The organism is Klebsiella planticola (assembly GCF_000783935.2).
GTDB classification, from domain to species: domain Bacteria; phylum Pseudomonadota; class Gammaproteobacteria; order Enterobacterales; family Enterobacteriaceae; genus Klebsiella; species Klebsiella planticola.
The window spans coordinates 264626-277838 of the sequence record NZ_CP026047.1; the positions used below are offsets into that span (position 1 = coordinate 264626).

13 protein-coding genes are annotated in these 13213 nt (G+C 55.9%); 5 read left to right on the top strand and 8 right to left on the bottom strand.

The features are described 5' to 3' along the window. Window positions 1–45: 45 nt before the first annotated feature. Genes hcp through tssB form a run of 6 tightly spaced genes read right to left on the bottom strand, consistent with a single transcriptional unit; the run spans window position 46 to window position 6378 of the window. Window positions 46–537, bottom strand: coding sequence for a type VI secretion system effector Hcp (gene hcp, locus MC50_RS01170; RefSeq protein ID WP_032686595.1), 492 nt, complete (start codon window positions 535–537; stop codon window positions 46–48). Between the two features lie 4 nt (window positions 538–541). Next, window positions 542–2254 carry an OmpA family protein gene (locus MC50_RS01175; protein ID WP_102990870.1) on the bottom strand — a complete coding sequence of 571 codons (1713 nt, stop codon included), beginning with the start codon at window positions 2252–2254 and terminating at the stop codon, window positions 542–544. After that, window positions 2251–2940, bottom strand: a complete 690-nt coding sequence (gene tssL, locus MC50_RS01180) for a type VI secretion system protein TssL, short form (RefSeq protein ID WP_047663359.1) — start codon at window positions 2938–2940, stop codon at window positions 2251–2253. The genes MC50_RS01175 and tssL overlap by 4 nt, the downstream gene beginning before the upstream one ends. Then, a complete protein-coding gene (tssK, locus tag MC50_RS01185) occupies window positions 2937–4277 on the bottom strand; it encodes a type VI secretion system baseplate subunit TssK (RefSeq protein ID WP_047663360.1) in 1341 nt (446 codons plus the stop codon). Before tssK ends, tssL begins: the two co-directional genes overlap by 4 nt. A 17-nt stretch (window positions 4278–4294) precedes the next feature. After that, on the bottom strand, window positions 4295–5845 hold the full coding sequence (tssC, locus tag MC50_RS01190) for a type VI secretion system contractile sheath large subunit (RefSeq protein WP_032699050.1): 1551 nt from the start codon (window positions 5843–5845) through the stop codon (window positions 4295–4297). Window positions 5846–5880: 35 nt separating this feature from the next. Continuing rightward, window positions 5881–6378 (bottom strand): type VI secretion system contractile sheath small subunit, encoded by a 498-nt coding sequence (gene tssB, locus MC50_RS01195; RefSeq protein WP_032699049.1) that lies wholly within the window; start codon window positions 6376–6378, stop codon window positions 5881–5883. Between the two features lie 628 nt (window positions 6379–7006). Here tssB and MC50_RS01205 point away from each other — a divergent pair. Both MC50_RS01205 and MC50_RS01210 read left to right on the top strand, forming a co-directional pair. Beyond that, the gene (locus MC50_RS01205) at window positions 7007–7489 is read left to right on the top strand and encodes a WbuC family cupin fold metalloprotein (protein WP_032686587.1); all 483 of its coding nucleotides are present in this window, start codon (window positions 7007–7009) and stop codon (window positions 7487–7489) included. A 210-nt stretch (window positions 7490–7699) separates the two neighbouring features. Further along, complete coding sequence (locus MC50_RS01210) at window positions 7700–8497, top strand: MipA/OmpV family protein (RefSeq protein ID WP_047663361.1); 798 nt, start codon at window positions 7700–7702, stop codon at window positions 8495–8497. Between the two features lie 10 nt (window positions 8498–8507). On the opposite strand, the gene cynR is transcribed toward MC50_RS01210, so the two are convergent. Further along, the gene (gene cynR, locus MC50_RS01215; protein WP_064794203.1) at window positions 8508–9407 is read right to left on the bottom strand and encodes a transcriptional regulator CynR; all 900 of its coding nucleotides are present in this window, start codon (window positions 9405–9407) and stop codon (window positions 8508–8510) included. A gap of 142 nt (window positions 9408–9549) precedes the next feature. Here cynR and MC50_RS01220 point away from each other — a divergent pair, with 142 nt between their 5' ends. The 3 genes from MC50_RS01220 to ypdK all read left to right on the top strand — a co-directional run bounded on the left by MC50_RS01220 (window position 9550) and on the right by ypdK (window position 11650). Then, a complete protein-coding gene (locus MC50_RS01220; protein WP_032686584.1) occupies window positions 9550–10008 on the top strand; it encodes a nucleoside deaminase in 459 nt (152 codons plus the stop codon). Then, window positions 10005–11201, top strand: coding sequence for a cyanate transporter (locus MC50_RS01225; RefSeq protein WP_047663362.1), 1197 nt, complete (start codon window positions 10005–10007; stop codon window positions 11199–11201). Before MC50_RS01220 ends, MC50_RS01225 begins: the two co-directional genes overlap by 4 nt. A 377-nt stretch (window positions 11202–11578) precedes the next feature. Further along, window positions 11579–11650: a membrane protein YpdK gene (ypdK, locus tag MC50_RS01230; protein WP_099130696.1), complete on the top strand. Its 72-nt coding sequence runs from the start codon at window positions 11579–11581 to the stop codon at window positions 11648–11650. A gap of 74 nt (window positions 11651–11724) precedes the next feature. On the opposite strand, the gene alaC is transcribed toward ypdK, so the two are convergent. Continuing rightward, window positions 11725–12963 carry an alanine transaminase gene (gene alaC / locus MC50_RS01235; protein ID WP_032686582.1) on the bottom strand — a complete coding sequence of 413 codons (1239 nt, stop codon included), beginning with the start codon at window positions 12961–12963 and terminating at the stop codon, window positions 11725–11727. Window positions 12964–13213: the final 250 nt, after the last annotated feature.

Below are 13213 nucleotides of genomic sequence, written 5' to 3' on the forward strand. Positions count from 1 at the left end.
GCGAACGCAGCCAACACCGTTACCGCGCGAAATATGACGAGTAACTTAGGCGGTGGCGCGTTCGTTCCACGAATCGGAATGAATGATGTTGCCGTCTTTGTAGGTCCAGGTGATTTTTTCGTAACGCAGCTCAATCTGCTCAAGGTGGTTGTGTTTCTCGAAAGAGGGATCCTTGATGTCGTGCATCACCGGGTTCACTTTCACCACTTTTACGTTTTCGAGTCTGGTGTTGAAGTACTCCACTTCCTGGCCTGCGTCGTTGATTTTGTACCACTTGAATTCCGCAGACTTGAGGGTCTGACCGGTGGTCACCGCCTTGTACAGATACGGGCTGGACGAATCGATTTCCTTGGTGAACAGGAACGGCGTGTGGATACGGGTACCCGTCAGTTTGCCGGTGTTGTTATCGGTCGGGATGTACAGGTTATGCTGCTGCGCCACCACTTCGATGCTGCCTTCGCGATCCTGAACGTCCACAGACCCTTTAATGTCCGCGCCGCCGTCGTCTTTCAGCCAAAGATAAACAGGAATTGCCATGGAATTACTCTCCATTGTGTAGTGATGCGCCATCATCCTGCGATGACGCCGGGGTTTTGCCAGGTATCTGACAGGCACTGGCCTGCGGTACCAGACTGATTTCGACACGGCGGTTGAGCGCACGGCCCTCCGGAGTGTCGTTGGTTGCAGCAGGACGGCTTGCGCCATAGCCCTGCACCGCAAAACAGCTTTCCGGCACGTCGCCGGTATCGCGCATCCAGTCGCGCACGGCTTCGGCACGTTTCTGAGAAAGCCTCTGGTTCAGTTGCGAAGTGCCGGTGTTATCCGTATAGCCGGCGACCACAATCAGCCAGCCCGACTTTGCCTTAATGCCGACCAGCGAGTTGACCAGCAGCTTGGTCGAGCCGGGTTTCAACACGGACTGCCCGGAGTCGAACAGCGACATGCTGTCGAGGCGCGCAATTTTCGTTACCGGTTTGGATTTCGGCTGCGGTTCAGGCGGCGGGGGCGGGGGCACCCAGGAGCGGATCGCATCCAGCACAGGCATTCGCAGACGCTCACCCTGATACAGACCGAAGCTCATCCGGGCCGGTACGCCATTGCGCACCCAGCCATCCAGCTGTTCCGCATCGTCACGCAGGACGGTAACGGCGTCGGCTTTTGGTCCGAAATCATGCATCGGGATACGGTCATAGCGGGCAATATCGAAGCTCACACGCTGCAGCAGCTGGTGATTGTTCCAGCCACTGCTGAGCAGCGCAGCAATGGCCGCCAGCGTGAGGATCCCGAGCGAATAACGGAAGGCTCGCCCACGCGGCGTCAGGCCTCGCCCTTCAGGCAGCAGCGGCAGGATAAAATCCGGCAACGGGGAGATAACCGTACTGTCCGTTCCCACCGGCTGCCAGCCCGCAACCTGCTGCATCGCAGTGTGGCGGGAAAGCCACGCCGTCCAGGCCGATGTGGCCAGACTTCCGGCAAGAATCGGCCCCATTCCCCACAGCACCGCAACAGGTGCAATGACGGGAATATCGGGGTTTTCATCCATAAACACGGCTTTGACGTGCTGATGGAACCAGCTCATCAGGCTGTTCATCAGCACCTGTTGCTGCATCGCCATAGCACCACCGGTGGCAACCCAGGCTGCAATGGAGCCCGGCGCTGAAGATTCACGCCAGACCCTCCCCCCTTCCCCCGGGATAGCCGCCTGCCAGAGCATGTCATTCGTCATCGCGCTGCCAACCTGACCATTCAGAACCAGCGGCACAGAATGACCGGTTTCTTTACGCAGGCGGCTGATTTGCCAGCGCAGGGCCAACAGACGACTGGTAAGGCGCTCGCTGTCAGCGTGTTGCTGTGGGCAGACGCTGACCATCACCGACAGCTGACGCCCCCAGTCAGGGCGTAGCCACAGTACCTGGCGGGCTGCCTGCTGCAGATCCTGATGATCTGCCACGCGGATCCAGCATCCCTGGGTGACAGTGAGCACCAGTGACTGCTGCATACATGCCAGCGGCAAATCACCACAGACCAGCACCACGGGCTGACGGTAAGTGGCTTCCGGTAGGTCATCCAGACGCAGGATGACATCATGCTGCGCACGACGACTGGCGGCGTACCAGAGCGTCAGGATAAGCCCCAGCACCACCAGCAGAACGAGCGCAGAAACCAGTCGGGTGACCGGCAGAAAACCCAGGCAGACCACGGCGCTGAGCAGGGCGGCCCACAGCGCAAGCCCGCACTGTTGCGCCGGACTCATTTCACGGCTCCCGGCAACAGGGTCAGCAGCGTCTGATCCAACCAGTGATTCAGTCCCAGCCAGAGTGCAGCCACCGCCACCACACTCAGGCCAATACGCACGGGCCATGACGCCAGCCAGCCGCCCATTCCCCATCCGGTACGGCTTTCGGCCAGGACCGAATGGGTTTGTGGGTAGCTGAACGGCGTGACATGCGCACTGAGCGCGCTGACGAGTTTCTGGCGCTCCGGGTCGTTCAGAGAGCGGAAACTGCCGAGGAACCCCAGCATCATGACTCGCTGGAAGCAGGTCACGACGGCGTGGTCTGGAGCCGGTTCGCGCAACACATCACGCATCCGATCGCACAACGTATCACCAGCGTCCATGGTGCCGAGGAAGTGCCCCTGCAGGGGAGTGTCATACCACTGCACACAGGCGTCATCCTCCACACCGCGATTTTTGACCGCCTCATCGAGCAGCGCACACTGTGCAGTGAGAATATGCTGACAGCTGGCTTCATCGAGTTCGCTCGCTTTCAGCTCACGCTGGACACGTTCGACATCAGCAATGCAGCGCTCCCACAGCGAGCGCCCTTCTCCATCCTGAAATTTCGGGCCATGACGCAGGCTGATCGCCTGCAGCCAGGTGTCCTGCAGGAGGGCATCAATATCAATGGACGCGGCAGCGCCGCGTTTACGCTCACTCATGTTCGCAGTACCGCAAAGAGTTCAAGTTCAGGCTCGCCAAGCATTCCCGGAACGTAAAACATACAGGTGCCGCTCTGGAGCATTTCGATGGCCAGAGGATGAGAGACATCAAGGCTGAAATACTGGTTTTCCAGGCGCAGTGGAATAGCTGCCGGCACATGACGCAGCGGCGTCAGAGGAACGCCCACCCGCGATGAATTGACGATGCTCCTGACATGATCGGGACTGCCGACCTTGCACAATTGCGGGAACTGTTCCTGCAACTGTGCCACCGGCATCGGTGAACGCACGGAGAGATAGTAATCAGCGCCTTCGCGCAGACGTGGGTCATGCAGACGAGCCTGCGAGAAGTGAAGTCGGGCATCATGCTCAAGCTCAATCGCCACCACCCGCGACGGCAGGCTGGCTTCCAGCAGGTCGCCCAGTAAATCAAACAGCGGCGGGAAGACGTTATTCAGTTGCTCATGCTGCCAGACCGGAATAGCACTCACCTGATGCTCCAGTGAGAAGGTCAGCAGGCTGCCCGCAAGCCGTGCCAGCTCCGGATACAGACGCTCAGGCGGGATTTGCGGGTGGCGCAGAAACTGTCCGAGCACGGGCTCAGCGCTGTTCAGGGCATTGAGCAGCCAGAACAGTGACACGTCGGCCACGGCAAAATCTGCCATTCGTTCGTTACTCTCCCGGCGCATATCCATCAGGCGACTCAGACGGGCACGCAGTTGCGTCATCAGCTGCTCCAGCTGGGTCACCAGCCAGCGGCTGCCCTGCAGAGCCAGCAGTGGCGGGAGATAGGTTTCATCGAGTGCCCAGTTCCCCTGCGAATCCTGCTGCAGACGGGCGACCGGACAGGCCAGATAATCGCTGTTGTTTTGATGGGCAAACCGCAGCGTCAGCTCTGGCTGCATCACCGCAATCTGGCGGGTATCATCTCCGAAAATATTGCGGACATCCCGCCAGCGCTGGCGATAGCGAACAGGACGCTCGGCCACCTCATCAGGTTTAAGGCAGTTACCGCCATTCGCCCGCAGCAGCGGAAGGGCCAGAACCACCACCACGTCCTGTGATTCACCTTCAAGCGCCAGCACCGGCGGCAGGTCGTCAGCATTATCCGTGTCGATAAGCGTCCCGTCCGGGAACCGGAGATGCAGATGACGGGCCTGCAGTCGGCCCAGCTTCAGTGTTTCCGGTTCGAAAGCGACATTTATCACGCCCCAGGGCTGTGATAAACCCATCCGGGCGATACCTTCGGCGGACCAGGCCGCATACGCGGCCTGTTGCTGGAAGTGCTGGGGCGAAACCATAATCCCTCGACCCCATAACGGTTGTTCCGTTTTCATCGGCTTCCTGCCTTACGTTACGATTTGGCTTTCGGCATCTGGGAAACCAGTGACAGGTTGACATCCATCCCTTCCACCTGGAAATGCGGCACGGCGAACAGCTTCACGCGGAAAAAGCCCGGGTTGTCTGCAATGTCTTCCACCACCACTTTTGCATCGCGCAGCGGGTGAGAAGCCTGAAGTTCGTCACCGGGGTCGGTCATTTCAGTGACCAGACCGCGCACCCAGGTATTGAGTTCCAGCTCCAGCAGGCGGCGATCTTTGGTGGTACCGATATTTTCACGCTGGATAAGCTTCAGGTGGTGCGCGATGCGCGACAGCAGGAAGATGTATGGCAAACGCGAGTTAATGCGGCTGTTGGCCGTGGCATCGGCAGTGTCATACAGGGCGGGTTTCTGGGCGGAGTTTGCAGAGAAGAAGCAAGCGTAGTCGCGGTTTTTGTAATATGACAGCGGAATAAAGCCGAGGCTGGAGAACTCAAACTCGCGGGTTTCCGGGATCATCACTTCGGACGGAATTTTCACCTGGTTGCCGGTACCGAGGTCATACAGGTGGATCGGCAGATCTTTCACTGCACCACCGGCCTGCGGGCCGCGAATTTGCACGCACCAGCCATTATTGATGAAGCTTTTCACCATGTTGGCTGCAAAGGCGAAAGACGCATGAGTCCACAGGTATTTGTTGTGATCCGGACCTTTCACTTCTTCGACATAGTTGAAACTGCGTACCGGTACGGTGTCCGGACCATACGGCAGGCGAGCAAGCACGCGCGGCATCACCAGGCCGATATACCGCGAGTCGTCGGTGTCGCGGAAGGATTGCCACTTGATGTACTCGGCGCGCTCGAAATAGTTGCTGATATCTTTGATAGCCGCCACCTCTTCCATCGTCTCTTTGAGGAAGAATTTCGGCCCCGCAGAGCCAATAAATGGCATGTGCGCGGCGGCGGAGACTTTTGAAATATGACGCATCAGCGCTACGTCCTGCGCGGTGGCATCGAACTCATACGCTGAAATCACTGCCGCAATCGGCTCACCGCCAGGGGTATCGTATTCAGCGATGTAGGTCTGCTTGTACAGGCCGCTCTGGACAATTTCCGGCGAATCTTCGAAATCCTGACGCAACTCTTCTTTGGACAAATCGAGGATTTCCAGCTTCACGTTCTGGCGAAAGTCAGTCTTGTTCACCAGGGACTGAAGGCCACGCCACACGGACTCCACTTTCTGGAACGCGTCATTGTGCATGACTTCATCAAGCTGGCGGCTGATCTGGAAATCCAGTTCAGCGATATGGTGGTCGAGTAATGTCTTATCGAGCTTCTCGACCTTCTGACCGGACTTGTGCAGACACTGCATGAAAACCTGAACAGCGGCGGTAACACGTTCATCGGCCGAGGTTTCCGCCATTACGGTATTATCTTCAAATCCATTCAGGCCGCCGATTTCAGCAACCGGCGTTAAATTAATTTTGTCGAACAGTGAGGCATATACACCGTTCTGCGGCAGCATTTTTTCAACTGTGGCTGCCCTTCCCTCATTCTGGATTTCGTTATTTACTGACATCAGCATTTTTCTCGTTAATATTCCGTTAAAGTTTCCAGAAATTAATCCTGGCCCAGGGCAAGCGCATTCAATTCACTGCGTAGCTCGTCGGAAAGAGCAGGGTCTTTTAAAATGATTTCCAGTTCTTTCCGGAAAGTAACGTTGTCCAGCAGATTGGATTTCAAATCACGTAATAAATTACGCATAGCAAGCATCACACGAAGCTGTGGAATTTGCCGCGCTACCGCCTCTGGTTCAAAATCCTTCATATCCTGAAAGGCCAGTTTCACACTCTCTTCGGAACCATCGTTGGCGAGGGTATTTTTAACGGTGAGATAAACTTCGGGATTGAGATCCGCGAGAACGCTGTTGAAATTGCGCATAGTGATATTGATTTTTTCGCGCTCTGAAAGCGTCCCTTGAGCCTTGCCGTTGCTGAAATCACCAACACTCAGGAGCTTCAACGGCAGTTCAACTTTCTTCTGAGCGCCACCCGTCACCAGATCCAGTTTTATATTTACACGCGCACGAGGTATCTCATTCTGAAATGATTCAGACATATATATTTATCTCCTGAATAAATTAGTCCTTTTGCCGGACAGAGTATCGCTATATAAAAATATGTTTTTATTTTAACCAGTAATTTGCTTTAAGGTAAAGCAGGCAAAAAAGGTGATAATTACAGCCAGCAGCTGAAATATTTAATACTGGTGTAAACACCGCATCATCACTGGATTTTCAGGTTAAATCGCTCAACTATTTAAAAAATTCAAAACAACAATCTCACTCAAACAATAAATATTGCGTAGGCATTAAGAGAAAAAACTCTCCTTTAAAACGAAGTTATATAAAACTTGCCATGTCTTTGTAAGAAGATATTCATAAAATGAATGGGTTGTATTTTTGCGCCGCAGACATAAGAGAATAATCATCCGAATTTATGGAAGGTGTCATATATATAAAAAGGAGCGTGCTATGGTCTGCCATGTTCCAGGAAGTCACCAAAAGGTCAATGGTGTGAGCGTGTTGAATTTGCCAGGCGATACGGCACTTGATGCACTGAAAAACAGTGCGCGCCGGCCAAGGGAAATGGATACAATGCGGCGACTGGCTTTCGACAAAGCAGTGCAAAGCTCATCCACCGTAGCGAAACCATTCGCAATCTCAGATCTCACGTCAGGCGGCTAAATGAAATACATCACTTTCAGCGACATGCAACAGCAGAGCGACGCGGCAGCGCGTTCACCTCGTTTACGTGCACATCGTAATTTTCACCCGGAATTAACCGATCCCGTACAACGTCTGGCGATCGCGATGGAACCGGGAACCTATATTCGCCCTCACCGTCATCCGCACACCTTTGAGCTGCTGTTAGCTCTGAGCGGGCGCTTTGTGGTACTGACTTTTGATGATCTCGGTTACGTCACTCGCCGCATCGTATTAGGCGAAGAGTGTACGGCGCTAGAGATGGATGCCGGGACCTGGCATGCGGTTCTGTCGCTGGACGCCGGCGGCGTTATTTTTGAGGTCAAACACGGCGGTTATCAGCCGGTTGCTGCCGGGGATTATGTCTCGTGGGCTCCGGCGGAAGGTGAAGCGGGGACGTTTGAACTGATGGAGTGGTATCGTCAGGCTCAGGTTGGCGACGGCGGGCACATTCGCTCACTCTGACCGGGCCGATTAAAAAAACAGTCCGCTGCCGGGAAGCGGCGGATTAGAACCTTTCTATCCCTTCAAACCGGCCAGCATAAATTTAGAAAAAACAAAAACTCGCCCACTGACTGACCTGCGCTGGTATATATTCACATTAGCAATGCTTTATCTGCAAAACAGCATCTACGCGTATTAGCTCTATAATCCCTCATCATATTTGGAATCCGGATGAAACCATTTCGCTACCCCGCTGCTCTCTGCTCCCTGCTGCTGTGTTGTTCGCCCGCCAGCGCCGAGGTTGACCTGGGTTCCATCGATATCTTCTCCGCATCGAATCCAAATAGTCCGGTACCAAAAGGAGTGGTGCTGGGAGCCGCAACCATCAGCGGAACGGCGCGCTACGAGAAGCAGAATAATGAAACTTACGTTATTCCCGGCGGGCTCTACTTCGGCGATCGGTTTATCTATCTCGGCGATCGCGCCCGCTACTATTTTCATATCGACGACAACGTTGCTTTTTACGGCTATGGCCGCTGGCGATTTGGCAACTTAGATCCCAGCGATAATAGCGCGTTCAAGGGCATGGAGCAGCGAAAAGGCGAGTTTGAAGCCGGTATCGGCGCCACGCTGATTACGCCGTATGCGCTGCTGAGCGCCCGTATCAGTTCCGACGTTACGGGTCGCAGCAATGGGCAAGAGTTGCTTTTGTGGGCAGACTTTCCCGTCATCAAAGATAATCTGCTGATCATGCCGGGGATGGGACTGATGATCCGCAGTAGCAATATGGCCAACTACTATTTTGGCGGCGTCTCGGCCAGCGAAGCCACCAGCCAGCGCCCACAGTGGGATACCGGCACCACCGTCTCACCAATGGCGGCGATTATTACCAGCTACCGTTTCAGCCCCCACTGGGTCGGCATGTTCGCCGCGAACTACGAGCTGTATGATAAAGATATCGCCGACAGCCCCCTTGTTCAGCACAACGGCGAGCTGTATGGCATTCTGGCCGTCGGCTATAGCTGGTAAGTGGACGCTATCACGAGGTTTCCCCACCGCTAAGTTCCCCGGCTATCTGGAATGCCATCGCACGAAACGCGCGCGTCGCGGCGCTCTGCCAGGCCTCTTTGTGCTGCAGCAGGCAGGCCGTGCGCTCCAGCAGCACCGGCGTGAGCGCCACCGCGACCAGATCGTCGCGGCCCCGTACGATGGCGGCCGGTAACAGCGTCCCAAGCTGGGTATGTTGAATTACCGCCAGCATCGCGCTGATAGAATTGGCCTCCATGCGCACCGTTGGCTGAATACCGTGCTGCCGGCAACAGGAGTCGATTTGCCCGCGCGTCGCAAACTCCTCGCTCAATAAAATCAACGATTGCTGATTGAGCGCCTCCAGCGTCATACGGCGCTGACCCGCCAGCGGATGATGCCGCCCCACCACCAGCGCCAGCGTTTCGCTGAATAAAGGTGCGGCCACGATATCCCGTGAGCCGCTATCGGCAAAAGCAATCCCGGCATCCAGCTCATCGTTAAGCAATAACGCTTCCATCTGTTCCTGGGCCATTTCACGCATCGTCAGCGTGATGTTCGGATAACGCTGATAAAAAGCCGCTACCAGCGGCCCCATAAAGTAGGTCGTAAACGTCGGCGTCATCGCCACCCGCAGCGTTCCCCGCTGCAGGTCTTCTACCTCCAGCAGGGCTCGTTTGCCCTCTTCCAGCTCCTGTAGCACCCGGCGGGCATAAGTGAGCCAGACCTCGCCGGAATCGGTCAAACGGATCTGCCGCCCGCTGCGGTCAAATAACAGCACGCCCAGCATCTCTTCAAGCTGGCGGATCTGTTGTGAAAGTGCCGGCTGCGAAACATGCAGCGCCGACGCGGCTCGGGTAAAACTGCGATGTTCCGCAACCGCCAGAAAACAGGTGAGATGGCGTAGCAGCATGGGCCCCCCTATAAGCAAAACCAATAGAGTCAATCATAAATAAGTCTTTTAACTTATAAAACAAAATGCGTACTCTGACCCTGTGCACAACCGTAAAGTTCCTCTTCCCGCAACATCTCAGCCTTTCCTCTCCGGAGCCGCTATGTCAGTTCACGATAACTATCTTCAGCATGCCATCGCCCTCGCCACAGCCAATGTTGAAAACGGCGGGCGTCCGTTTGGCGCGCTCATCGTCCGCAGGGGTGATATTGTCGCCCGGGCCGTCAATACCCTGCATCAAAACGGCGATCCGACCGCGCATGCCGAACTCAACGCCATTCGCGACGTCTCGCAGCGTCTGGGTAGCCAGGTGCTCAGCGAGTGCATCATTTATGCCAGCGGTCAGCCCTGCCCGATGTGCCTGAGCGCTATCTATCTGACCGGCATACGCGAGGTTTATTTCGCCAACAGTAACCGGGATGGCGAGCCCTTCCGGCTCTCCACCGCCGCTATCTACCACCAGCTAAGTCAACCGCTGGAAACGCAATCACTCCCGATTCACCATAGCCCTCAGCCCGAGGGCCTCGCGCTTTATCAGCGGTGGGCGGATAAGCACAAATGAACCCGACGTCGCGCAACGGCCTGATGCTTCTGGTGCTGATGCTGATCGGCATCAATATGCGCCCGCTTTTAACCTCCATCGGCCCGCTTCTTCCACAACTACAACAGGCCAGCGGAATGGGGTTTAGCCTCGTTTCGCTACTCACCGCGATCCCGGTCATCGCGATGGGACTGCTGGCGCTGGCAAGTCCGTGGACTCAGCGCCATATCAGCGAAAGTCGCGGGATTGTACTGAGTCTGATGATGATCGCCTCAGGCGCTGCGCTTCGGGAATTCACGCCGCACAGCGGGCTGCTGCTGAGTAGCGCCCTGCTCGGCGGGATCGGAATTGGTATTATTCAGGCGACGATTCCGGCGGTGATAAAGCGTCAGTTCCCCCACCGAACGCCGCAGGTCATGGGCCTGTGGTCAGCGGCGCTGATGGGTGGCGGCGGCCTGGGAGCCGCGTTGACGCCGTGGCTGGCGCAGCACAGCGCCCTTTGGCATTACGCGCTCGCCTGGTGGGCCCTGCCCGCCATCGCAGCGCTGCTTAGCTGGTGGTCAGTCAGCCGCATGCAGCCTACCGGGCAACATCAGGTCGCGCCCCGGGCAAACGGGTCTGTTTTCCGCCGCCGCCGCGCCTGGACGCTCGGGCTGTACTTCGGCCTGATTAACGGCGGTTACGCCAGTCTGATCGCCTGGCTGCCCCCCTATTACATGCAGTTGGGCTATAGCGCCCAGTTTAGCGGAACCCTGCTGGCCATGATGACCGTCGGCCAGACCGCAGGCGCGCTGCTGATACCAATGCTGGCACGTCACGACGATCGCCGCAGACTATTACTCTTGACGCTGATGCTGCAGCTTATTGGTTTCTGTGGGTTCATCTGGCTGCCGCTACAGCTCCCGTTGCTATGGGCCGTGTGCGGCGGCATAGGGTTAGGCGGCGCATTCCCGTTGTGCCTGGTACTGGCGCTCGATCACGCCCGCCATCCGGCGATTGCAGGCCGACTGGTGGCCTTTATGCAGGGCATCGGTTTTATGGTGGCCGGCGCCTCCCCGTGGTTATCGGGCCTGCTGCGAAGCCTGAGCGGTAATTATGTGCTGGACTGGGCGTTTCATGCCGTCTGCGTCGCCGCTCTGATGGGCGTCACCCTGCGTTTTGCACCGGCACGCTTTCCGCAAGCGTGGCGCCAACCTGAACATGCCGCCGATTAAGCCCGAATGTTGCGCTGCGGGAGCGCGTTTCCCGCAGCGCATCCTCGGCATCGCCAATAGAATAAATCCCAAAATCAAACAGCTATCGCGTAAAGGCGGCTACGGCAAAATGCCGTCGCCAGAATGGAATTTATTACCGAATGAAATTAATGTGTCGCCGAATCACGACACTCGTAAGTAACTAAAAATTAATAAAAAAATGCCTCTTGTTTCCCTCATTTTTTAGGCGTACATTAGCGCCATCTGGAGCAGTTACAGCACAGAATTTCGACCTGCCGCGGCCGCCAGAATCCTCTGGTTTTGCCGCGACGGATCAGAATCAACAATGAAGATTAAATTCATTTAGGCGTTTCGCCGAGAACGCGGAGTGATGAGTCGTGAAATACTTTATTATGGGCGTATCTTTTATGGTCATCGTTTGGGCCGGTACTTTTGCCCTGATGATTTAAGCGCAGCCAGAGTCAAAAAAAACGGGAGCCAGCGGCTCCCGTTTTTTGTTGGCACTTTTCTTTCTTTCGCGCCGTTATTCGAGGCCTTCGCCGGCTGACTTGCCCGCTGCTGGCAGCAGCCCGTCGGCACGAAACATCGATTTGATCCCGCGAATCGCCTGGCGGATACGATCGCGGTTTTCGATAAGCGCAAAGCGCACATGGGTATCCCCGTAATCACCGAAGCCGATACCCGGCGAAACGCATACTTTCGCATCCTGCAGCAGCTTTTTCGCAAACTCCAGCGAGCCCAGCGCCGCATACTGCTCGGGGATCTTCGCCCAAACGTACATGGATGCCTTCGGACACTCGACCATCCAGCCTGCTTCGTGCAGCCCTTTAACCAGCACATCGCGACGGCGCTTGTACTGCTCGGCGATATCACGAACGCACTGCTGGTCGCCTTCCAGCGCCGCAATTGCCGCGACCTGCAATGGAGTGAAGGTGCCGTAATCGTGATAGCTTTTAATACGCGCTAATGCATTGACCAGCGTTTTATTACCGACCATGAAGCCGATACGCCAGCCGGCCATGTTGTAGCTTTTGGAGAGGGTAAAGAACTCCACGGCCACATCGCGCGCGCCGGGAACTTCCATAATCGAAGGGGCCTTCCAGCCATCATAAACGATGTCGGCATAGGCCAGATCGTGTACCACCAGCACATCGTAACGCTTGGCCAGCGCGACCACTTTTTCAAAGAATTCCAGTTCGACGCACTGCGCGGTCGGGTTGGACGGGAAACCGAGGATCATCATTTTCGGTTTCGGGTAACTTTCACGAATCGCCCGCTCCAGCTCATTGAAGAAATCAACGCCCTCCACCAGCGGCACGGAACGTACCTGCGCACCGGCAATCACCGCGCCATAGATATGGATCGGGTAGCTTGGATTGGGCACCAGCACCGTGTCGCCATGATCCAGCGTCGCCAGCATCAGATGCGCCAGCCCCTCTTTTGAGCCAATTGTGACAATTGCTTCCGATTCCGGGTCGATTTCAACGTTATAGCGATCCTGATACCAGCGCGAAATGGCGCGGCGCAGGCGAGGAATACCGCGGGAGGTAGAGTAGCCGTGCGTATCGGGCCGCTGGGCAACGGTGCACAGTTTTTCAACGATATGCGGCGGCGTCGCGCCGTCCGGGTTGCCCATGCTGAAATCGATAATATCTTCACCGCGCCGACGCGCAGCCATTTTCAGTTCAGCAGTAATATTAAAAACGTAAGGGGGCAGACGATCGATACGCGTAAAACGGCGTTCAGGACTGGATGCAGTCATAGATTCCTCAGAGTAACGTTAGCGCCCGGACCGTCCGAGCGACGCTGTCGCGTTTGCGACGAGCTTAGAAAATAACCCGAAAAAAATGATGCTGTCGAGGGGGTGAGAAAAAAATAATCGCTGGCGAAAAAAACGGGCATCAGCATCATGACATGCAGCGGCGGAAGTCCTCGATTTAGCCGGTACGAAAATTAGATGCAACATATTAATATCTATTAATTTACCTGTTTATATCATTCACCCTCCGCTC